Source organism: Amycolatopsis sp. NBC_00348 (assembly GCF_036114655.1).
In the GTDB taxonomy this organism is placed as follows: Bacteria; Actinomycetota; Actinomycetes; order Mycobacteriales; family Pseudonocardiaceae; genus Amycolatopsis.
In genome coordinates this window covers 2,394,297-2,415,887 of record NZ_CP107994.1, presented here as the reverse complement: position 1 = coordinate 2,415,887, position 21,591 = coordinate 2,394,297, and the positions used below count along the sequence as shown (strand labels likewise).

The window sequence follows — 21,591 nt, the reverse complement described above, 5'->3', positions numbered from 1 at the left end:
AATCCGGACCAGGAGCGTGCATGAACCACCGCCAGCCCGCAACCGACCTCACCACCGTCCTCGACGGCGACCACCGGGAGCTCGAGCGGCTGTGCACCGAGCTGGAGCTCGGCCAAGGCAGCCCGGAGAACCGCAAGGACCTCGCCGATCACCTCATCGGAGCGCTGGTCCGCCACACCGTCGCCGAAGAGCCCTACCTCGACGGGGCCGGCGATCTCGCCGAGGCGGACGGGCTGATGCGGCAGCTGGAGGGGGCCGGGCCGCAGGAGACGCGGTTCGAGCGGCTGCTGGGCGGGCTGATCCGCACCGTCCGGCGGCACGTGCGTGACGAAGGCCCCGAAGCGGTGGCGCGGATCCGGCGGGACTGGTCCCCGGACCGCCGCGGCGAGCTCGGCCAGGCGCTGGTCGAGGCCCGCGAGGCCGCAGCGACCCTGCCGCACCCGGGCCTGGCCGACCGGATGCCCCAGGCCGACCAGCTCCGGCCGGGCCCCGGGTTCGTCGACCGGGTCCGCGGCGCGCTCGACCCGGCATCCGGGGGAACCACCGCCGCCGGTTGACGACACCCGCGACGGGGATCACGCCCGGCCCGGCCGGGGTGCACACTGGGATCGGGTTGAATGGGAAGGACCGCATCACGAGGGACGAAGGCAGCGAGGGAAATGAGCGTCGGCGAAGACGAATGGGCCGGAGAGCGCACCTGGTTCGGCGTGGACGACCCGCGCCCGGCCGAGGCCGGTCCGCTGGCGCGGCAGTTCGCCGACCTGACGCGGACGCTGCTCGCCGCGACCCCGACGGTCGGTGGCGTGCTCAAGCTGGTCGTCGGCGCGGCCGTCGAGATCATCCCGGACGCCGACCTGGTGAGCATCACCCTGCGCGACCCGGACGGCCGGTTCCACACCCCGGTCGAGACCGACCCGATCGCCCTGACGCTCGACGAGCTGCAGTACCAGCACGGTGAGGGCCCCTGCGTCGAGTCCGCCTGCCCGGACGGGCCGGCGATCGGCTGGTCGCAGGACGTCGGCCGGGACCCGCGGTGGCCGTCGTTCGGCCCCGGCACCGCGGCCCACGGCTTCCACTCGGTGCTGGCGACCACGCTGATCCCCGACGCCCGGCCGCCCCGGCTGTCCGGCGCGCTGAACATCTACTCGCGCAAGCCCGGCGCGTTCGACGCCGCCGCCATCGACTCCGCGCTGCTGCTCGCGACGCACGCGTCCCTGGCCCTGGCCCACACCGAGTCCGTCGTGTCCGCCGAGCTCGAGGCGACCCACCTGCGCACGGCGGTCGAAAGCCGTGACGTGATCGGGCAGGCGAAGGGCATCCTGATGCAGCGCCGCGGCATCACGGCCGACGAGGCGTTCGACGTCCTGCGCAAGGCCTCGCAGGACCTGAACGTCAAGCTGGCCGACCTGGCCAGAACCCTGGCGACCCGCCACACCGAGCTGGACCTGCCGGTCCCCGGGCCCTGACACGCCGAAAGCGTCACTTTCACGTGAAAGTGACGCTTTCGGTGCGGGCGTGGGCTTACGGCGCCGTGTAGGGCGGCCGCTGGTCCAGCGACGGGCTGACGTCCGGGTACCGGCCGTCCTGGCCCGTCACCGGCGTGACCGTGGGGCCCTGCTGCTCCGGTTCGATCCGCTGCCGGCCGCCTCGCTGGACGACGGCTTCGACCTCCTGCTCGCCGCGGATGCGGGCCAGCGCGCCGAGCGTGATCGCGTGGGCCAGCGCCAGGATCAGCAGCAGCACGCCGATCCGGGCGATGATGCTGGGCAGGTCACCGCCGATGTTGATGGTCGAGACGAGCGCCAGCACACCCAGCGTCGCCAGGTGGAACAGCACTGTGACCAGCCGGGCCATTGAGGCTCCGGCGGCCGGGTCGCCGTAGGAGTTTTCGAGGTAGCGGCGGCCGCTGCGGTAGATGATCTGGCCGTCCGCGACGACCAGCAGCGCGCCGATCAAGAGAAACGCGAGGTATGCGTTCGTGCTCATGCCGGACGCTCCTTCCTGGGGGACCTCTCCGGAAGAGGTACCCGGCGGGTAGCGCAGGGAAACGCGCCGGTCACCCGGTGAAGGTGTCGGGGTCGGGCCCCGTGCGGCGGCCGTCGTCGAGCCCGCCGATCGCCGCCATGTCCTCTTCGCCGAGCTCGAAGCCGAAGACGTCGATGTTCTGCCGGATCCGCTCCGGCGTCGACGACTTGGGGAACACGATGTTCCCGAGCTGGATGTGCCAGCGGAGGACGACCTGCGCCGCGGTGCGGTCGTACTTCTCGGCGAGCCCGGTCAGCACCGGGTCCTCGAGCACCTCGGCCCGGGCCAGCGGGCTCCACGCCTCGGTCGCGATGCCGTGGGCGCGGTGGTACTCGCGCAGTTCCGCCTGCTGCAGCGCCGGGTGCAGCTCGATCTGGTTGACCGCGGGCACCGTGCCGGTCTCCTCGGCGAGCCGGTCGAGGTGCTCGGGCTGGAAGTTCGAGACGCCGATCGCGCGGGCCTTCCCGGCCCGCAGGATGTCCTCGAAGCCCTGCCACGTCTTGACGTACTTGCCGGTCTTCGGCAGCGGCCAGTGGATCAGGTACAGGTCGACGTGATCGAGCCCGAGCCGCCGCAGGCTGCCCTCCAGCGCGGTGATCGCGTTGTCGTACCCCTGGGCGTCGTTGGCGAGCTTCGTGGTGACGAAGACGTCCTCGCGCGCCAAGCCGGACTCCGCGATGGCCGCGCCGACCCCCGCCTCGTTCCGGTACATCTGCGCGGTGTCGATGTGCCGGTAGCCCGCGTCCAGCGCCGTCCGCACGGCGCTCGCCGTGTCGTCGGCCGGGATCTGGAACACCCCGAACCCGAACTGCGGGATCCGGACGCCGTTGTTCAGTTCCACGGTGGGGACATTGGCTGTCGTGGTGGTCATGCGTCCGGCCTACCCGAGGCGTCCGGACGCGAAACGCCACGGGCCGGTACCCACCCCGCGGTTTCACTCTTCCGAGTGACCTTCCGCAGGACAGCGCGGCGACCCGGGCAAATCCGGCGTGGTTATCCACGCCGGAACGCGGGTAGCCCGGCCTCAGGAGGTATTCCGTGATCGAAGAAGTGAACAAGAAGCCCGCGACCGAACGCTCGGTCGGCGAGCTGGTGTCGGACCTGTCCGACGAGGTCAAGCGCCTCGTCCGGGACGAAATCCGGCTCGGGGTCTTCGAGCTGCAGCACAAGGGCAAGAAAATGGGCTTCGGCGCCGGGTTGTTCGGCGCCGCCGGGCTGTGCGCGCTGTTCGGCGTCGGGGCGCTGGTCGCCACCGCGATCCTCGCGCTGGCGCTCGTGGTCCCCGGCTGGCTGGCGGCGCTGATCGTCGCCGTGGCACTGTTCCTGATCGCCGGGGTCGCCGCCCTGGTCGGCAAGAAGGAAGTCACGCAGGCGGTGCCGCCGGTGCCGGAGGAAGCCATCGCCGGTGTCCGCGAAGACGTGGACACCGTGAAACAGGGAGTGCACTCATGAGCGGGGACTTCCCGAAGAACGCGGAAGAGGCGCGGCTCGACCGCGACGCCACCCGTGAAGAGCTGACCGAGACCCTGGACGCGCTCGGGCAGAAGCTCGACGTGAAGACCCGGGTCACCGAGAACATCGACGGCAAGCTCGACCAGGCCACGCTGAAGGTCGCCGACGTCACGAACGAGCCGACCGCGGTGAAGTTCCGCCAAGGCGCCGACGCCGTCCGCAGCAACCCGCTGCCGGTCTTCGCGGGCGTGCTGGGCCTGGTGATCGTGATCCGGCTGATCGCGCGACGGAGGAACTCGTGAACAAGGTCGTCTACAAACCGCTCAGCTGGGGCGTCGGTGCTCTCGGCGGGCTCCTCGCGGGCCAGGTCTTCAAGCAGGTCTGGAAGCGCGCGGCCGGCGAAGAAGACGCCCCGGACGCCATCGACCGCGACTACACCTGGACCCAGGTGATCATCGCGGCGGCCGTCCAGGGCGCGATCTTCGGTGCCGTCAAGGCCGCTACCGAACGAGCCGGCGCGGTCGGTTACCGCAAGGCGACCGGCGACTGGCCGGACGACTGAGCCGGGCTAGACCGACCACAGTGGACGGCCGGGCCGGTGCGCTCACGCGTCCGGGCCGGCTTCCGCGGCGGGCAGGCCCACGGCCGCCAGCGCGGCGAGCGCGTCGCCCGTGCGGCGGTGCAGCTTCAGCAGCAGGTCGGCACCGGTCACTTCCAGCGACCGGGTGACCGCGTGCCCGCCGGCGACGACGGCCAGTTCGACGCGGTCGTCCGCCTCGAGCAGGGACCGGACGCCGGCGCAGCTGAGGAAGCCGACCCGCGACAGGTCGGCGACCAGGCGGTCACCGGTGGCGAGGGCCTCGTCGAGGACGCCGACGGTGGCGGCGTCGATGTCTCCCACCAGGGTGAGGACGCGGACCCCACCAGGGCGTTCGGTGGTCGTGACGGTCAACCCGCCGGCTTCGTCGATCGTGCGGAACAAGTGGTACATGGCGCTCCCTTCGCGGCTTTCAGGGGCGCTGACCGGAGCACGTGTCTGAACAACAGCCAACCCACCCGACCGTACGCCCCTGCGCCGACAGGTCAACCCCGCGGGTTTTCTTCCCCCGACCTGGGGGAATCCGCCAGGACCAAGATCGGTGCCCCGGAAGGAGATCCATGCGTGTCGTGATCGTCGGCGGCGGGTTCGCCGGGTACCACGCGGCGAAGAGCCTGCGGAAGGAAGCCGAGGACGTCGAGATCGTCGTGCTCAACCCGACGGACTACTTCCTCTACCTGCCGTTGCTGCCGGAGGTGGCGGCCGGGATCCTCGACCCGCGGCGGGTGACCGTGTCGATCCCGGAGACGCTGCCGGGGGTCCGGCTGCTGCTCGGCAAGGCGACGGCGGTCGACTTCGACGCGCGGGCCGTCACGTACACCGATCCCGAGGACGAAGAGCACCGGATCGGGTACGACCGGCTGGTGCTGGCCGCGGGCAGCGTCAACAAGCTGCTGCCGATCCCCGGGGTGCCGGAGTACGCGCACGGCTTCCGCGGTGTGCCCGAGGCGTTGTACCTGCGGGACCACGTCACCCGGCAGATCGAGCGCGCGTCGCGTTCGGCCGAGGACCCGGCCGAACGCGACGCGCGCTGCACGTTCGTGGTCGTCGGCGCGGGCTACACCGGCACCGAGGTGGCCGCGCAGGGCCCGGCCTTCACCGACGCGCTGGCCGCGCGGCACCCCGAGCTCGCCGGGCAGCGGATCCGCTGGCTGCTGGTGGACGTCGCCGAGCGCGTCCTGCCCGAGCTCGACCGGCGGCTCGGGAAGACCGCCGACGAGGTGCTGCGCTCGCGCGGGGTCGAGGTGCTGACGAAGACGTCGGTCGACCACGCGGACGCCAAGGGCGTCACCCTCACCACCGGGGACCTGGTACCGACCCGCACCCTCGTGTGGTGCGTCGGCGTCCGGCCCGACCCGCTGGTCTCGGACCTGGGCCTGGAGACCGCGAAGGGCCGGGTCGTCGTCACGGCCCAGCTGACCGTGCCGGGCCGCGACGACGTGTTCGCCTGCGGTGACGCGGCCGCGGTGCCCGACCTCACCCGGCCGGGCCGCTACACCGCGATGACCGCGCAGCACGCCGAACGCCAGGGCAAGCTCGCCGGGCGCAACGTCGCGGCGTCACTCGGCCAGGGCCGCACCCGCAGCTACCGCCACCACGACCTCGGTTTCGTCGTCGACCTCGGCGCCGGGGCCGCGGCGGCGAACCCGCTGCACATCCCGCTCTCCGGCCGCCTGGCCAAGGCCGTGACGCGCGGCTACCACCTGAGCGCGATGCCGGGCAACCGCGTGCGCACGGTCGCCGACTGGGTCCTGGAGACGCTGACCGGCCGCCAGACCGTCCAGCTCGGACTGGTGCGCGCGCGTTCGGTGCCGCTGGACACGGATTCCCCCGAGCTGCCCCACGTCTAGCCCGGCGGGACTCCGGTCACTCGTCGTCGAACGCGGACAGGGCCTGGCGACGGTGCAGCAGCTCGAGGGCCGAGTCCAGCTGGCGCTCGAGGTCCTTGAGCCGGACGCGGTCGTCCGCGGTGAGCCCGCCGTGGTGGAGGGCGCCGGTGCGCAGCCGGTGTTCTTCGTCGATCAGGTCGGCGATGCGGTCGGTGATCTCGTGGCCTGCCATGGAATACCCTTCGACGGGAGCCTCCGAGAGCATAGCCCGGCCGGCCGGTGGGCGGATCTTCACGCCGTTCCCGCCGCGAGGTCCACGAACGCCCGCACCACCGAGGACACCGACCCCGCGCGCCACGCCAGGCCCAGGTCGATGCGCGGCACCGGTTCCTCCAGCCGGCGCAGCACCACGCCCTTGCGGCGCAACGCGCGGGCCCGGTGTTCCGGCACCGCGGCGATGCCCGCGCCCTCGGCGACCGCACGCATCAGCTGCTCGTCCTCCGGCTCCTCGCGCACGATCGGCGGGACGCCGGCCGGCCAGACCTGGGCGCTGATCGCGTCGTACTGGCCCGGGCCGTTCTCACGCGGCCAGAAGACCACCGGCTCGGCCGCGATCCAGGCCCGCCGCAGGCGGCCGCGACGGCGGGCGAGGTCGTGGCCGGACGGCAGCGCGATCAGCACCTCCTCCGACCCGACCGCCGCCACCGCGACACCCGGGTGGGTGACCGGCGGGCGCACGAAACCGAGGTCGATCTCACCCGCGGCCAGGCGGGCCAGGTTGAAGCTCGTCCAGCCCGTCTCCAGGGCCAGCTCGACGCCCGGGTGGCGGGCGCGGTAGGCCGCGACCAGGTCACCGGCCAGCGGGCCGGGCGCCGAGCGCGTGTACGCGATCCGGAGGCGTCCCGAGTCGCCGCGCCCGGCCGCGGTGATCACGCCCCGCGCCCGGTCCAGCCGGTCCAGCAGCTCGCGGGCCTCCGTCGCGGCGACGCGGCCCGCGTCCGTCAACGCGAACCGCGGGCCCGACCGGTCCAGCAGCGCGACACCCAGCTCGGCCTCGAAGGCGCGGATCTGCTGGCTCAGCGACGGCTGCGACACGAACAGCCGGGCGGCCGCCCTGGTGAAGTGCATCTCTTCGACGAGCACGGCGAAGTAATGCCAGCGGCGGAGGTCCACCCCGCCATTATAGGCGCGTCCTATGATTTCATCGGGACCACGTCTTGGACCGGCACGGCGGTGCGCTGCTGTCCTTGGAGCATGACCACGACCAGCGCCTCCCCGGCCCGCACCGACCGCCGGCTGCTCGCCCTCACCGCCGCGGCGGACCGGCGGCTCGTCGATCCGATGGCCGGGTTCGTCGACCTCGCCGGCCTCCGCGCGGCCGTGGAGGAGCTGACCGCGGCCTTCGCCCCGCTCGGGCACGTCCAGCACACCGTCGCCGCCAAGGCGTGCGGCCTCGCGCCGCTGCTGCGGTTCCTCGGCGACCTCGGGATCGACGCCGAGGTCGCCAGCCCCGGCGAGACGGCGGTCGCCGAGGCCGCCGGGCTCCGCGGGCCGAGGCTGGTGCTCGACTCCCCCGCCAAGACCGTCGGCGAGCTCGCCCACGCACTGGCCGAGGGCACCGCGATCAACGCCGACAACTTCCAGGAGCTGGCCCGGCTCGACCGGCTCGTCGGCGCGGCGCCGCCCCGCTCGGTGCTCGGCCTGCGGATCAACCCGCAGGTCGGGGCGGGCCGGATCGGTGACACGAGCACGGCGACGGCGGCGTCGAAGTTCGGCATCCCGTTGCGGGACCACGGGTACCGCGCGCTGCTGCTCGAGGCGTTCGCGCACCGGCCGTGGCTGAGCCGGCTGCACGTCCACGTCGGCTCGCAGGGCTGCCCGCCCGGGCTGATGGCCGACGGCGTCGCCGCGGTGCACGCGCTCGCCGAGGAGATCAACGCCGAAGCCGGGTACCGGCAGGTCACCAGCATCGACCTCGGCGGCGGGCTGCCGGTGAACTTCGACTCCGACGAGCCGGGACCGACCTACGCCGACTACGTCGAGACGCTGCTCGCGCGCGTCCCGGCGCTCGGCGACGGGCGCTACACCTACGTCACCGAGTTCGGCCGGTCCCTGCTGGCGAAGAACGGGTTCCTCGTCAGCGCCGTCGAATACACGAAGGTCGCGGGCGGGCGGCACATCGCCGTGACGCACGCGGGGGCCCAGGTGGCCGCGCGCACGGTGCTGCAGCCGGAGCACTGGCCGTTGCGGCTCAGCGCGTACGACGCCGCGGGCGTGCCGAAGACCGGCCCCGACGTGCCGCAGGACGTCGCCGGGCCGCTGTGCTTCGCGGGCGACCTGCTCGCCAGGGAACGGCCGCTGCCGCTGCTGGAGCCCGGCGACCTCGTCGTCGCCCACGACACCGGCGCGTACTACTTCGGCGCGCACTACGCCTACAACACGCTGCCGCGCCCGGCCGTCCACGGCTTCGACATCGACGTGGCCGGCGACGTCCGGTTCACCCCGATCCGCCGGGCGCAGTCCCTCGACGAGCTGGTCGCGGACGCGGGCGGCGAATACGTCGGAGCGCTCCCGATCGGGTGATCAAGAGCGTACGATCCTCGGACGCCGAGGGGAGACTGCCATGGGGGCCGGTCGCGTTTCCGGGTCGTTGCCACGTTTCGCCGCGCTGCCGGTCGGCCTCGTCGTCGCCCTCCAGGCCGTGGTGCTGACGCTGTTGTCCGGCCGGTACGGCTTCCACCGCGACGAGCTGTACTTCCTCGCCGCGGGCAAGCGACCGGCCTGGGGCTACGTCGACCAGCCGCCGATCACGCCGTGGCTCGCACGGGCGTCGACGGCGGTGTTCGGCGAAACCCCGACGGGCCTGCGGGTCGCCGCGACCCTGCTGGGCATGGCGACGGTCGTGGTCGTCGTGCTGATCGCCCGCGAGTTCGGCGGCGGCCGGGGTGTCCAGGTGTGCACCGCGGTGGCGACGGCGCTCTCGACGTACGTGCTGGTCGTGTCGCACATGCTCGCGACGAACTCGGCCGACACGCTGCTGTGGTCGCTGATCGCGTTCGCCGGCCTGCGGCTGCTGCGCACCGGCGACGGCCGCTGGTGGCTCGCCGTCGGCGCCGCGGCCGGGCTCGGCATGATGAACAAGTGGCTGGTGCTGCTCCTGCTGTCCGGGCTCGGCATCGGCGTGGCCGTCGCCGGGCCGCGCCGGGTCTTCCGGACGTGGTGGCTCGCGGCGGGCATCGGCGTCGCCGCCGTGCTCACCGCACCGGTGGTGCTCTGGCAGGCGTCGCACGGCTGGCCGATGCTCACCGTCGCGGGCGGGATCAGTGACGACGACGGCGGCGAGAACCGCGTGCTGTTCGTGCCGATGCAGCTGGTCTACCTGTCGCCGGTGCTGGTGCCGGTGTGGATCGCCGGGCTCGTCCGGCCGTGGCGTGACGCCGGGATGCGCTGGGCCCGCGCGCTCACGATCGCCTACCCCGTGGTCTGCGTGGAACTCCTGGCGCTGGGCGGGAAACCGTACTACTCGGTGCCGTTGCTGCTGCCGCTGGTCGCGCTCGGCGCCGAGCCCGCGCTGCGGTGGCTGGCGCGGACCGGGACGGTGCTGCGGGCGTCGATCGGCGTGGTGACGGCGGTGTGCGTGGTCGTGTCCGTCCTCATCGGACTCCCGGTGGTGCCGGCCACCGCGCTGAACGGCGTGTTGCTGGCGGTGAACAAGGAACCCGGTGAGCAGGTCGGCTGGCCGGGGTTCGCCGACACGGTCGCGACGGCGTGGGCTCAGGTCCCCGACAAGGACACCGCCGTCATCCTCACCGACAACTACGGCGAGGCCGGGGCGCTCGAGTACTACGGGCCCGAACGCGGGCTGCCGCAGCCGTATTCGCCGCACATGTCCTACGCCGACTGGGGACCGCCGCCGGACCGGCTGGTCGGGCCGGTGCTGGTCGTCGGCCGATTCGAGCGCGGCTCCCCCGCGTCGCGGCTGATCACCGGCTGCCACGCCGTGGCGACGCACCACAACGCCGAAGGCGTCGACAACGACGAGGACGGCGTCACGATCTCGCTGTGCGACACGCTGACCCGGCCGTGGTCGGCGGCGTGGCCGCAACTGCGGCGCTTTTACTGATGTGCCCGGTTCCCTACCCCCGGGCGCATGGCGCTGCTCGCGGAAGATCCGCCATGAGGGGCACCCCCAGGGCTCTGACGTCCCTGAGGGTGCCCCTCACGGCATTCAGCTCCAGGCGATCTTGAACACCCAGGCAAAGCGGCCCGCCTGCCGGGCCGCGGCCGGGACGTCGATCACCAAGGCGCCGTTTTCGACGCTCCAGTGCAGGTTCCCGCGGTAGCCCAGCAGCGTCACGCGGTCCCCGGAACGGATCGGGACCGGCGCGTCGACCACCAGGGGGCTGCCCGGTGCGGCGAGCGAGTGCACGTAGAACGCCTCGTTCTGCTTGACCGTGAACCGCAGGTCGCCGAGCTGGGCCATCCGTGACCAGTACGTCGTGCCGTAGATCGCCTCGCCGTTGATCTTCAGCCACGCGCCCGCGTCGCGCAGGTGCTGCTGCATCACCGCCGGGATGGTGCCGTCGTAGTCCGGGCCGATGTCGAGCAGGAAGTTGCCGTTCTTCGACACGATGTCGACGAGCGTGCGGACGACCTCCTCGGCCGTCATGTACTTGTCGTCCGGGGTCGCGCGGTTGTAGCCGTAGGAGAACGGGTCCAGCCCGCGGCTCGCCTCCCACTTCGCCACCACCGTGTTCGGGTACGTCGTGTACTCCGGCGTGGTGAAGTCGTGGTCCGGGATGCCGCCGCGGTCGTTGTAGGTGACGTCCTTGGGGTGCCGGCGGTTCTTCGCGCGGTTGAAGTACTCCGTGAGCACGTCGCGGCTGTCGTTGTCGCCGCCGATGTCGAACCACAGGACGTCCGGGTCGAACTCGTGGATCAGCTCCAGCACCTGCGGCGCCTGGTAATCGCGGACGAAGTCCTTGCCCGCGGTGTACCCGGTGTAGGGCACCGGCGCGCCGGTGTACGGGTTGCGCGGCGCGTGGCCCATCCACGGGTTGTCGGGGTTGAACCACTCCGGCAGCGAGAAGTACAGGCCGTTGCGCAGCTGCGGCGTGTACTTGCGCGACGCCGCGAAGAGCTCGGCGATGACGTTCCGCCGCGGGCCGAGCTTCACCGAGTTGCGGTCGCTGACCTTGGTGTCCCACAAGGCGAAGCCGTCGTGGTGCTTGGACGTCAGGACGTAGTACTCGGCGCCCGCGTCCGCGATCAGCTTCAGCCACGCGCGCGGGTCGAACTTCTTCGCCGTGAACATCGGGATGAAGTCGTCGTAGACGAAATTCTCGCCGTACTTCTGGGCGTGGTAGGCGTAGGTCGCGCCGTTGGGGTCCTGCTGGTTCTGCCAGTACCACTCCGCGTACTGCTGCCCGACCGGCGCCCACGCGGGCACGGCGTAGACGCCCCAGTGGATGAAGATGCCGAACTTGCTGTCGTCGAACCAGTACGGCGCGCGGTGCGTCGAGAGCGACGCGTCGGTCGGCCGGAAGTCCGGGACGCCGAGGGTGATCGGCACCTGCTGGGTGGCGAGCGTGCCGCGCCCGGCTGTCACGCGGAGCTGGCCGTTCGTGGTGGTGCCGGGCGGGACGGACGCGTTCGGCGCCAGGCCGAGCCGCACGGTCGCCTGCTCCCCCGGTGCGAGCGCGCGGATGGTCGCCGGGACCGTGGTGCGGCCGCCGGGGACGTCGAGGGTCACCGTGACGCGGTCGCGGGCCCCGAGCCAGACGGTGCCGGCGTTCACCACGGTCGCCTCGGCGGCCTGCGGCCCGCCGTCGGTCAGCAGGTTCGCCGTCGAGCGGCCGTCCAGCACCAGCGCGGACCGGCCGACGGCGACGGGCTGCAGGGTGAGCGCGAAGACGTGCAGGCTGGAGACGTTCGGCGCGGGTGCCGCGGTCGTCGGCAGGGTCAGCGCGACGGCGTCGCGGGCCGGGTCGACCCAGACCTGGCCCGTGGCCAGGGAAACCGGGTTGGCGTCGACGACGCCGCCCGGCGCGTAGCGGAACGACGAGACCAGCGCGCCGCTGCCGGTGTACCAGTCCGGGCCGGAGAGCGAGCCGGTGCTGGTGGTGCCGTCGGCGTAGTGCACGGTCGCCGTGCCGCCGGTGGTGCCGTAGCTGGCGGCGACCAGGAAGTACGCGACGAAGTAGCGGCCCTTCGGCAGGTCGAGCGTCTGGCCGGTGGCGACGACGTTGTTCTTCGCCCCGGCGGCCGCGGAGCCGAGCAGGAACGGGACGCCGCCGACGGTCGCCGTCCGCCCGACCGGCAGCTGCTCGGCCGGGAAGGTGTAGCCGGACCCGTCGAAGTCGCCGCCGGTGGCGGCCGCGCTGTCGATGCCGTCGTTGGAGAACCAGGCGTCGAGCGCGACCGGGACGGGCGGCGGGGGCGGCACGATCGGGGTGTCGGGTGCGTCGCCGGCGGCGTCCGCGGTGTCCGCGGTGTCCGCGGCCGCGGCGGGCGTCAGGCCGGCCGCACTCAGCGCCACGGCGGCGCCGGCGGCCATGCCGAGGGCTTGACGGCGAGGGAAGGTCGTCACTGAACCTCCAGGGATCGGATGAGTACGGGCAGACTGGTCCCCCAGTGGGCCAATCTGTGCTTTCTGGAGCTGATTCATCCGATGACTGACCCTGCTCGTCCGGGTTCGCCGTGTCAAGAGGGTCGATCAAAGTGAACCGGGCTCACGTCCGGCGCGTGGTTCTCAGTGACGAGCTGCAGCACTCGCACCAGACCCAGCCGGACCGAGAGGCCAGACCATGTCCACCCACCCGAGCGCGCTGAGCCGCCGCGCGATCGCCATGCTCAAGGCGGTCGGCGAGGGCCGTGCCGAACTCCGCTGCAGCTGCGAACCCGACCTCCGCGTCGACGGACTGTCGTGCTGCGACCAGAACGCCGCCCACGACCTGGCCCGCGCCGGCCTGATCCGCGCCGCGGTCCTGGCGGCGCCCGGCCAGTGGACGCCGGCCGAACTGACCGACGCCGGGCACCGCGCACTGGACGTGGTCCCCGCCGCCGCTTGAGCCTTCTGTTCCAAAGCCGTGAATGGCACATCGAGGGACTTGAGGTCTCTCGATGTGCCATTCACGGCTTTCGTCATTCCCGCGGGCCCGGGTCCGCGGGGTCATCGGCCGCTCCCGGAACAAAATTCGGTGGCCTGGGTGAACCGGGCCGGGGCGGCGGCCGTGCTTGGGGGTGAGGGCGTTCTCGCACACGCCCTCCGGGGTTGCCCCGACGCAACGATCCGGGCCAGCCTCCGCTTCGGATCGGGACCGGGGTACTCCGGCGAGCGGCCGTCGCGGCAACGGCCACCTCGCGCGGGCCCGCCCGGCATCCCCAGAATCCCGGGCGGGTCCGCCCAGGGGGGAACCCTAGGGAAACTGCCGGGGAAACAGCAACTTGCCGTCACTGTCCGGGATCTTGTCCGGTTCGCTCACCTGATCAGCGGTCGCTGGTTCGAGTGACAGACGCGACCGTGTGGGGCATGCGACGCTTCCTGGCCGTGAGCACGGCCGTTCTGGCGGGGTTGGCCATCCTCACGACGTCCGGTGGTGCGAACCCGGAAAGCGCTGTCCCGGCTCTCGCGCAGCAGTCCGTCGGCGGCTGGGCCGGCACCTGGGCCGCGGCTCCCGCGTCCGGCGTGCCGAACACCCCCGACGGCTACCCGGGTTACTCGATCCGCAACGTCGTGCACACCAGCGTCGGCGGCGGGCGGGCCCGGATCCACCTCTCGAACGCCTTCGGCACCAGCGCCGTGACCTTCGGGCACGTCACCGTCGCGGTCGAGGCGACCGGGGCCGACGCCGTCCCCGGCACGCTGCGGTCGCTGACGTTCGGCGGTGCGCCCAGCGTCGTCGTCCCGAACGGTGCCGAGGTGCTGAGCGACCCGGTCGGCCTGCGGGTGCCGGCGGACGCCAACCTGCTCGTGACGACCTACGTGCCCACCAAGTCCGGGCCGGTGACCTACCACCCGGCTGCGGCGCAGACGTCGTACTTCACCCGCGCCGGCGACTTCACCGCCAGCGAGTCGGGTGCGCCCTACACCGAGCAGACGTCCGTGTGGCACTACGTGTCCGGCGTCGACGTCCAGGGCGGCGCCGAAGCCACCGTCGTGACGCTCGGCGATTCGATCACCGACGGCGTCGGCTCCACCACCGGGGCCAACCACCGCTGGCCGGACTACCTGGCCGACCGGCTGCACGGCCGCTTCGGCGTGCAGAACGCCGGCATCAGCGCCAACCGGCTGCTGCTCGACGTCCCGGGCAGCGGCGCGGGCCAGAACGCGCTCTCCCGGTTCGACCGCGACGTGCTCGGCGTCGGCGGCGTGCGGACGCTGATCGTGCTGGAAGGCATCAACGACATCCAGCAGGACCCGCACCAGACCGACCCGGACGCGATCACCTCGGCCTACCGCCAGCTGGTCGCGCAGGCCCACGCGCGCGGCATCCGGGTCATCGGCGGCACGCTCACGCCGTTCAAGGGCTGGGGCGTCTACAACGAGACCCTCGAAGCCACCCGCACCGCGGTGAACCAGTTCATCCGCACCAGCAACGTCTTCGACGCCGTGGTCGACTTCGACGCGGCGGTCCGCGACCCGGCCGACCCGCTCCGGATGCTGCCCGCCTACGACTCCGGCGACCACCTCCACCCCGGCGACGCCGGCTACGAGCGGATGGCCGCCGCGGTCCGCCTCGACCGGCTGTGATCACTCACGCGGGATGAAGGCCACCGCCACGAGACTGAGCACCGCCACTCCGACCAGGTAGAGCGATACCGACAACGACGTGCCCGTCGCGGTCTGCAGGGCCGTCGCGATCAACGGGGCGAAACCGCCGCCCAGCACCGCGCCCACGGCGTACGAGAACGACGCGCCGCTGTAGCGGAAGCGCGGCTCGAACAGTTCCGCGAACAACGCCGACTGCGGGCCGTACGTCGCGCCGAGGCCGATGTTCAGCACCACCACGGCGACGATCAGCCACACCGTCTGGCGGGTGTCGACCAGCAGGAAGAATGGGATCGGCCACACCACGAGCAGCACCGAACCCCAGAGGTACACCAGTTTGCGGCCGACGCGGTCCGACCACGCCGCCGTCACCAGGATGCTCACCAGCCACGTCACGCTGCCCACGATCACCACCACCAGCAACGTGGTGCGGTCGATCTTCAGCACGGAAGTGCCGTAGGACAACAGGTACGCGAGGAAGATGTAGCCGATCGCGGTGTTGGCGATGAAGCTCCCCGACGCCACCAGCAGCGCCCGCGGCCGTTCGCGGAAGACGTCGACCATCGGCCGCCGGCTGCGTGCTGCCGAGTCCCGCAGCTGAGCGAACACCGGGCTTTCCTCGATCCGCAGCCGGATCACCAGGCCGACGCCGACGAGCACGATGCTCAGCAGGAACGGCACCCGCCAGCCCCACGCCGCGAACTGCGCGTCGGTCAGCGACTTGCCGAGGACGAAGAACACCAGCTGCGCGAGGATCAACCCGGCCGGGACGCCGATCTGCGAGAACGCGCCGTAGCGGCCCCGCCGGCCCTCCGGCGCGTGCTCGACGGCCATCAGCGCCGCGCCACCCCACTCGCCGCCCGCGCTCAGGCCCTGCAGCAGCCGCAGCACGAGGAGCAGGATCGGGGCCCACACGCCGATCGCGCTGTACGTCGGGAGCAGGCCGACGCCGACGGTCGCCACGCCCATCAGGACCAGCGACAGCACGAGCATCGCCTTGCGGCCGACGCGGTCGCCGAAGTGGCCCCACAGGATCCCGCCGACCGGGCGGGCCAGGAAGCCCACCCCGAGCGTCGCGAACGCGGCCAGCGTGCCGGACGCGGGCGAGAGCGTCGTGAAGAAGAGCTTGCCGAAGACCAGCGCGGTCGCCGTGCTGTAGATGAAGTAGTCGTACCACTCGATCGTGGTCCCGATGGCGCTGGCCACGGCGACCCGCCGCAGCTGCCCGGGCGCGGCGGGCACCGCCTGCGTGCTCACGAGCCGGCCATCGCGGCGACCGGCACCAGGTCCTCGGCGAGCAGGTCCATCAGCAGGCCGTCGTGCCAGCTGCCGTCCGGCCCGCGCTCGTAGGAGCGCATCGTGCCGACCGGCCGGAAGCCGAGTGCCTGGTAGAGCTTGATCGCGGACTCGTTGTCCGCGGCCGGGTCGATCACGACCCGGTGGTGCCCACGCACGGTGAACAGGTGCTCGGCCAGCGCCCGGATGGCGTCCGAGCCGAGGCCGTGGCCCTGGAAGTCCGGGTGCACGGCGATGTCGATCCCGGCGTGCCGGTACTGCGGGTCGGCTTCCTCGAAGGCGAGCTCGACGCCGATCACGGTGTCCGTGACGTCGTCGAGCTCGATGGCGTAGGTCGTGGTGCCCTCGTCGGGGTCCAGCAGATAGGACACCTGGGCGGCCACCGGCTCCTCGGCGTCGGCCCACCAGCGGGCGACATCGGGATGCGACAGGATCTCCTCGAACCGGGCGGCGTCCGTGACTGCGGCGGGCCGCAGCCGGACACGGCTTCCGGTGATCAGGCCGGTCATCGGCCCAGTGTCGACCCCCGGGCGCCCACTGTCGAGCAACACCGCCCGGCTGGCGGCCGGGCGGTACCGCCGTCAGTCGTCCATGTCGACGTCGGAACCCTGCCGCGGGCGCTTCGAAGGCCGGGAGTCGTCCGGGGAGTCCAGTGGCGAGTGCACCGGCTTCGAGCCGGACGGGCCCGCCACGGGCGGCGCAGAGGGCCCAGCTTGCGGAGCACCCGGAGCCGGCTTGACCTCTTCCCAGGAGTGCCACGGGCCGCCCTGCTTGGCGAACCCGGGGTCGTTGCGGTCCCAGTAGGCCCGGTCGGCGTTGTCGCTCGGGTGCGGGCTCTTGTACCGGTCCTCGTGCGCGCCACTGGCGTTGGAGCGTTCCTTGGACTCGATGCCGTGGTAGGTGCTCTCCTGGCGGTTGTGCTCCAGGTTCTCCTTGCGGGTCCGCCCCATCCCCTCCCGGTTCCAGTTCGAGCCCGCGGCCTCGTCGTGCCCGAGCACGCCGTTCTTGTGCCCCTTGATCTCGTTGCCGGACGTGCCGTTGTACGACTCCCCGGGCTGCTTCGTGTCGAAGCGCCGGTCCGGGTGCATCAGCCAGCTCTTGTCCGGCTTCTTCCCGGCCGGGACCGGCGACAGCGCCGCGTCCTTCCACAGCGGGAGCATGTTGCCGTGCTCGTGCTTGGGGTTCTCGTACCCGGCCGCGGTCCGCCGGTCGTACTTCTGCGCCCCGGTGGGCTTCTTCGCACCGTACTTCCCGGCCGGCGACATCTGCTGGTAGAGCCGGCCGCCCGGGGAGTGCTCGGTGACGACGTTGCCCGGCACGTTCGTGTTGATCTTCAGGTTCGGCTTCCCGCCGGACCCCGAACCACTCGCGCCCTGCGTGCTGGTGCCGCCGTTGCCCGTGCAGCTCTGCGGGCCGAGGCCGAGCGGGTCGACCCACGCGTGCGGGTTCCCGACGTAGGCGTGCGGGTTGGGCCCGGCGCCGAGGCCGATCGGGTCGGGGCTGGCGTACCGCCCGGTGGCCGGGTCGTAGTAGCGGAAGAAGTTGTAGTGCAGCCCGCTCTCGGCGTCGGCGTACTGCCCGGCGAACCGCAACGGCGTGCCCGCCGCCGTGCGGGTCTCCTCGACGGTCTTGCCCCACAGGCTCAGCCGCGCGAACCAGGCGACGGCGCCGCGGTCGTCGACGAGCTCGGTGGGTGCGCCCGACGGATCGGCCACGACGAGGTGGAACTGCTCGCCGGCGAGCTCCTGCGGCGAGCGCAGCAGCCGGTCCCGCTGGATGAGCGGCTGGTGGGTGCCCGGTTCGTAGTCCCACACGGTGACGCGGGTGCCGGCGGCGTCCGAGTGGGACTGCTCGACGAGCACCTGGTCGTCCCAGGTGAACTCGACGCGTTCGGCCACCGTGGTGCCGTCCGCCTCGAGCCGTTCCTTGGCGATCCGCCTGCCGAGCGCGTCGTAGGTGTAGCGCCACCGGACGCCGTCCGGGGTGCGCACCCCGGCGAGCCGGTCCTGCGGGCCCCAGGTGTACTGCCAGGTCCCGCCGGCGCTCTCCCGGAGCACGAGCCGGCCCCGCTCGTCGTGGGTGAAGCGGGTCCGCCCGGCCGACTGGACCACCGAGCCGGTGAACGACCGCGGGCCGAGCGCGTCCTGGTCGGCCGTGGTCGGCCAGACCGCGTCGGTGACGTTGCCCGCGACGTCGTAGGCGTAGCGCTCGGACCAGCGCGGCGCCTGCACGCCGACGACGCGGGCGCGCTGGTCGAGGGTGAAGCCGCGCGGGCCGGTGAGCCGGTCCTGGACGCCGGTCAGCGCGCCGTCGGGCCGGTAGGCGTAGGTGCGTTGCTGGCCGAGCTGCCCCGCCGCGCCGGTGATCGTCTGGGACTGCAGCCGCCCGTCCGGCGTCCACGTCCGGCCGATCGCCGCGCCCGAGTCGAGCACGCGCCGGACCTCGCGGCCGGCGGCGTCGTGGTCGAAGCGCAGTGTCCGCCCGGGCGTGTGCACGGCGAGCGGCCGGTCGAGCGCGGTGTACTCCCAGACGCTCTCCGCGCCGGAGGGGGTCCGGCGCCGGACCCGGCGGCCCTGCGCGTCGTAATCCGATTCCACGGTGCGGCCGCCGACGGTCTCGGCGGTGATCCGGCCGGCGGGGTCGCGCTGGTAGGTCACCCGGCCGCGGCCGTCGTCGGCCTCCAGCAGGTGCCCGAGGGTGCTGTAGGTGTACCGCGTGGTGACCGGGCCGCAGGTGTGCTCGACGAGGTTGCCGACGAGGTCGTAGCGGAAGGTCGTCGTCTCCCCCGCGTGCGTCCGGGCGGCCAGCTGGCCGGCGGCGTCGTAGCGGTAGTCCACTGTGGACCCGGTGAAGTCCGTCTCCCGCACCAGGTTCCCGGCCGCGTCGTACTCGTAGCGCCAGACGAGCCCCTGCTCGTTCGTGACGGCGGTGAGCCGCAGCCGCGTGTCGTAGGCGAACTCCACCCGGGTGCCGTCCGGGCGGATCTCGGCCGCGGGCAGGTCGAAGTGCGTGGACTCGCCGCGGGTGACCGCCCCGGCCGCGTCGGTGTGCACGAGGTTGTTGCCTTCGCCGTCGAAGACCCAGCGCTCGACGGCGCCGGTCGCGTGCCGGTGCCAGGCGAGCCGGCCATCGACCGTGTACCCGAAGCGCTCCACGCCGCCGAGCGGGTCGGTGATGGCGCTGACGCGGCCGAAGAGGTCGCGCTCGTAGCGCGTCACGCCGCCGAGCGGGTCCGTGGTCGCGACGGGCAGGCCGCTGGAGTCCGTCTCGACGCGCAGGGTGTTGCCCAGCGCGTCGGTGACGGCGGCGGTGTTGCCCCGGTCGTCATAGGCGTAGCGGCGGACGGCGCCGGTCGGGTCGGTCACCGCGGTGACGTTGCCGCGCTCGTCGTACTCCCAGCGCGTGATCACCCCGGGCGCTTCGGACATCGTCAGCGGCAGGCCGAACCGGTTGCGCTCGAAGCCGGTCTCGGCGCCGTCCGGCCGGGTGATGGTGGCGAGGTTGCCGGCGTCGTCGTAGGTGTAGGCGGTGGTGCGGCCCAGCGCGTCGGTCTGGCGCAGCAGGCGGTCGCGGGCGTCCCACTCGTTGACGATCGTGCCGCCGAGGGGGTCGACCTCCTTGACCACCTGGCCGGCGTCGTTCAGGTGGAACGCGGTGCGGTGCCCCAGCGAGTCCGTCGAGTAGGTGACGCGGTTCGCGGTGTCGTACTCCATCGTGCCGGTGAAGAACCCGCCGGCACCTTCGGTGCGAACGCAGCGTCCGTGCCGGTCGTAGGTGTAGCGGTACCACTCGCCGTTGCGGTCGGTCCAGGAGGTGATCCGCCCGGCCCCGTCGTAGGTGTACTGGAACGCGCGCCCGGAGGCGTTGGTCACCGCCGTCAGCCGGCCGTCGGTGTAGGCGTAGCGCATCAGCTCGACTTCGGTGCCGTCCGCGGCGACCGCGTGCAGCGCCGTGACCCGGCCGCCGGCGGTCTCCAGCCGGACGGCGTGCCCGCCGCTGTGCCGGATCTCCGCGGGCACGCCGTGCTCGTCGTGGACGAACTCGATCCGGTTCCCGCCCCGGTCGGTGACCGACCGCAGGGGCAGTTCCGCCGCCCCCGGCGCGAAGTAGAGGACGAGCTCCTGCGTGTAGTCCTCCAGCAGGTAGCCGCCGTCGTCGGCGCGGGTCAGCCGCCGCTCGGGTCCCTCGGTGGCGGTGGTCCACGTGCCGACCGTCGGGTGCGGGTACTTCTGGATCGTGCCGTCGGCCGCGGCGAAGGTGAGACCGGTGTCGTCGACGGCGAGCCGCTGGTCCACTGTGGACACCCAGCTCGCGCCGAACCAGCGCCCGGCCCGGCGGGCCGAGAAGTGCGCCCGCTCGACCAGCAGCGGCAGCACGCCCAGGAACTCCGCGTCGACCTCGCTCATCACCATCTGGCCGGTGGAGACGTCGATCGGGTCGTTCTCGCAACGCAGCTTGTCCGGCGGCCGGGGGTTGGGCTTCTCGTCCTTCAGCGGCGGCGGGCTGTCGGTGCCCTTGCCACCGCCCTTGCCACCCGAGCCGGGGCCGTCCACCCCGCGCGACCCCGTCGGGCCGTCGGGCGTCGGGTCGGGGCTCTTCGGGGTGTTGTCCGGGCCCTTGGACGCGGGCGGCGGATCGGTCTTGGCCGGCGGCGCGTCCGCACCCGAGGAATGCGTACCGTCGCCGTCACCCTTCGCACCGGACGGCGACGTGTTCCCATCACCCTTCGGCGGCGGATCCGTCTTCGCCGGCGGCGCATCCGGCCCACCCTTGCCCTTCGGACCACCCAGATCCTTCGGGTTCCCCTTGATGTCGATCTTGTTCGGCGGCGGAGACGCCTTACCCGGCTTGATCTTCCGCAACGCCTTCGCCGCATCCGAGAACAGATCCCCGGCCCGCTTCAGCAACGGAACCAGCGCCTTGAGCGCCGTAACGAGCCGCTTCACCAGATCCGCGATCTTCGACGCCGTCTTCGCCACCGCACCGATCACCTGCGGCACCACCCAGGTAAGCCCGATACCGAGCGTGAACACGACCTGCAACGCCCAGCTGATCAAGTGCCCGATCAGCTCCGCGATGATGTCCCGCACCAACGCCCGCACCGCGGCAACGACCTCACCAGCGGTCTTCACACCACCGGAAGCGCCTTCACAACCCTTCTGCGCCGTGTTCAGCAACGTCACCGTGTCATCAGCGCGCTGCCGGTAGCTGTCACCCGCGGGCCCGGTCCACGACGCCGTGTCCGCCTTGACCATCCCGGTCAAGTCCTCACCGATACTGCCCAGCTCGGTCGCGATGTTCTTCCACGTCTCCGACTGCGCCGCGATCTCATCCGCGTTGCCCGTGAGCCCGTTGAGCGCTTCCTTCAACGGGCCGACGTGCTCCATCAGCCACCCGACACCCGCGGCGAGGACCGCCCCGAACGGGTCCATCGCCATCGACAACGCATCCAGCGCGGTCCCGACGGCACCCATCGCGACCGAAGCCCAGTCACCCGACTCGATCGCGGACTTCAGATCGGCCGCCGACTCCAGCAGCGACACCCCCGAGTAGGCCTTGGTCGAGTCCTTCGTTTCCGCGACCAGCGGGTTCGCCACTGAGTGACCTTCCTCGTGTCCAGG

The 21,591-nt window shown here is 72.3% G+C and carries 18 protein-coding genes and 1 pseudogene; 10 read left to right on the top strand and 9 right to left on the bottom strand.

The genetic code is table 11. From position 1 onward, the window contains the following. Positions 1-20 precede the first annotated feature (20 nt). A complete protein-coding gene (locus tag OHS58_RS10905; protein WP_328648131.1) occupies positions 21-557 on the top strand; it encodes a hemerythrin domain-containing protein in 537 nt (178 codons plus the stop codon). Between the two features lie 102 nt (positions 558-659). Continuing rightward, positions 660-1,466 (top strand): GAF and ANTAR domain-containing protein, encoded by an 807-nt coding sequence (locus tag OHS58_RS10900; protein WP_328648130.1) that lies wholly within the window; start codon positions 660-662, stop codon positions 1,464-1,466. A 55-nt stretch (positions 1,467-1,521) separates the two neighbouring features. Here the strand turns inward: OHS58_RS10900 and OHS58_RS10895 are convergent, their stop codons facing one another. Further along, a complete protein-coding gene (locus tag OHS58_RS10895; protein ID WP_247052179.1) occupies positions 1,522-1,986 on the bottom strand; it encodes a hypothetical protein in 465 nt (154 codons plus the stop codon). Between the two features lie 70 nt (positions 1,987-2,056). Further along, positions 2,057-2,896 (bottom strand): aldo/keto reductase, encoded by an 840-nt coding sequence (locus OHS58_RS10890; RefSeq protein WP_328648129.1) that lies wholly within the window; start codon positions 2,894-2,896, stop codon positions 2,057-2,059. Between the two features lie 167 nt (positions 2,897-3,063). Between OHS58_RS10890 and OHS58_RS10885 the strand changes: the two genes are divergently transcribed. Genes OHS58_RS10885 through OHS58_RS10875 form a run of 3 tightly spaced genes read left to right on the top strand, consistent with a single transcriptional unit; the run spans position 3,064 to position 4,039 of the window. Then, positions 3,064-3,477, top strand: a complete 414-nt coding sequence (locus OHS58_RS10885) for a phage holin family protein (RefSeq protein ID WP_326953016.1) — start codon at positions 3,064-3,066, stop codon at positions 3,475-3,477. Beyond that, positions 3,474-3,779: a DUF3618 domain-containing protein gene (locus OHS58_RS10880; protein WP_247052182.1), complete on the top strand. Its 306-nt coding sequence runs from the start codon at positions 3,474-3,476 to the stop codon at positions 3,777-3,779. The genes OHS58_RS10885 and OHS58_RS10880 overlap by 4 nt, the downstream gene beginning before the upstream one ends. After that, positions 3,776-4,039, top strand: a complete 264-nt coding sequence (locus OHS58_RS10875) for a DUF4235 domain-containing protein (protein ID WP_247052183.1) — start codon at positions 3,776-3,778, stop codon at positions 4,037-4,039. The genes OHS58_RS10880 and OHS58_RS10875 overlap by 4 nt, the downstream gene beginning before the upstream one ends. Positions 4,040-4,081: 42 nt before the next feature. Here the strand turns inward: OHS58_RS10875 and OHS58_RS10870 are convergent, their stop codons facing one another. After that, positions 4,082-4,468, bottom strand: coding sequence for an STAS domain-containing protein (locus OHS58_RS10870; protein WP_326953015.1), 387 nt, complete (start codon positions 4,466-4,468; stop codon positions 4,082-4,084). A gap of 167 nt (positions 4,469-4,635) precedes the next feature. On the opposite strand from OHS58_RS10870, the gene OHS58_RS10865 reads away from it, so the two are divergent. Beyond that, positions 4,636-5,925, top strand: coding sequence for an NAD(P)/FAD-dependent oxidoreductase (locus OHS58_RS10865; protein ID WP_328648128.1), 1,290 nt, complete (start codon positions 4,636-4,638; stop codon positions 5,923-5,925). 16 nt (positions 5,926-5,941) lie between these two features. On the opposite strand, the gene OHS58_RS10860 is transcribed toward OHS58_RS10865, so the two are convergent. Both OHS58_RS10860 and OHS58_RS10855 read right to left on the bottom strand, forming a co-directional pair. Then, complete coding sequence (locus OHS58_RS10860) at positions 5,942-6,136, bottom strand: DUF2630 family protein (protein ID WP_326949969.1); 195 nt, start codon at positions 6,134-6,136, stop codon at positions 5,942-5,944. A gap of 59 nt (positions 6,137-6,195) precedes the next feature. Beyond that, positions 6,196-7,077 (bottom strand): LysR family transcriptional regulator, encoded by an 882-nt coding sequence (locus OHS58_RS10855; protein WP_328648127.1) that lies wholly within the window; start codon positions 7,075-7,077, stop codon positions 6,196-6,198. Positions 7,078-7,158: 81 nt separating this feature from the next. Between OHS58_RS10855 and OHS58_RS10850 the strand changes: the two genes are divergently transcribed. Then, positions 7,159-8,487 carry a diaminopimelate decarboxylase gene (locus OHS58_RS10850; protein WP_328648126.1) on the top strand — a complete coding sequence of 443 codons (1,329 nt, stop codon included), beginning with the start codon at positions 7,159-7,161 and terminating at the stop codon, positions 8,485-8,487. A gap of 40 nt (positions 8,488-8,527) precedes the next feature. Then, positions 8,528-10,027, top strand: coding sequence for an ArnT family glycosyltransferase (locus OHS58_RS10845; protein ID WP_328648125.1), 1,500 nt, complete (start codon positions 8,528-8,530; stop codon positions 10,025-10,027). 105 nt (positions 10,028-10,132) lie between these two features. On the opposite strand, the gene OHS58_RS10840 is transcribed toward OHS58_RS10845, so the two are convergent. Continuing rightward, positions 10,133-12,493: an alpha-L-fucosidase gene (locus OHS58_RS10840; RefSeq protein WP_328648124.1), complete on the bottom strand. Its 2,361-nt coding sequence runs from the start codon at positions 12,491-12,493 to the stop codon at positions 10,133-10,135. Between the two features lie 217 nt (positions 12,494-12,710). Here OHS58_RS10840 and OHS58_RS10835 point away from each other — a divergent pair, with 217 nt between their 5' ends. Next, complete coding sequence (locus OHS58_RS10835) at positions 12,711-12,974, top strand: hypothetical protein (RefSeq protein WP_247052192.1); 264 nt, start codon at positions 12,711-12,713, stop codon at positions 12,972-12,974. A gap of 461 nt (positions 12,975-13,435) precedes the next feature. Next, positions 13,436-14,656 carry an SGNH/GDSL hydrolase family protein gene (locus OHS58_RS10830; protein ID WP_328648123.1) on the top strand — a complete coding sequence of 407 codons (1,221 nt, stop codon included), beginning with the start codon at positions 13,436-13,438 and terminating at the stop codon, positions 14,654-14,656. Here the strand turns inward: OHS58_RS10830 and OHS58_RS10825 are convergent. The 3 genes and pseudogenes from OHS58_RS10825 to OHS58_RS10815 form a co-directional block, all read right to left on the bottom strand. Then, positions 14,614-15,931: pseudogene (locus OHS58_RS10825) on the bottom strand (MFS transporter). The gene OHS58_RS10830 and the pseudogene OHS58_RS10825 sit on opposite strands and share 43 nt — an antisense overlap. Continuing rightward, positions 15,928-16,479 carry a GNAT family N-acetyltransferase gene (locus tag OHS58_RS10820; protein WP_328648122.1) on the bottom strand — a complete coding sequence of 184 codons (552 nt, stop codon included), beginning with the start codon at positions 16,477-16,479 and terminating at the stop codon, positions 15,928-15,930. The pseudogene OHS58_RS10825 and the gene OHS58_RS10820 overlap by 4 nt, the downstream one beginning before the upstream one ends. A gap of 72 nt (positions 16,480-16,551) precedes the next feature. Continuing rightward, the gene (locus OHS58_RS10815) at positions 16,552-21,567 is read right to left on the bottom strand and encodes an RHS repeat-associated core domain-containing protein (RefSeq protein ID WP_328648121.1); all 5,016 of its coding nucleotides are present in this window, start codon (positions 21,565-21,567) and stop codon (positions 16,552-16,554) included. Between the last annotated feature and the right edge of the window lie 24 nt (positions 21,568-21,591).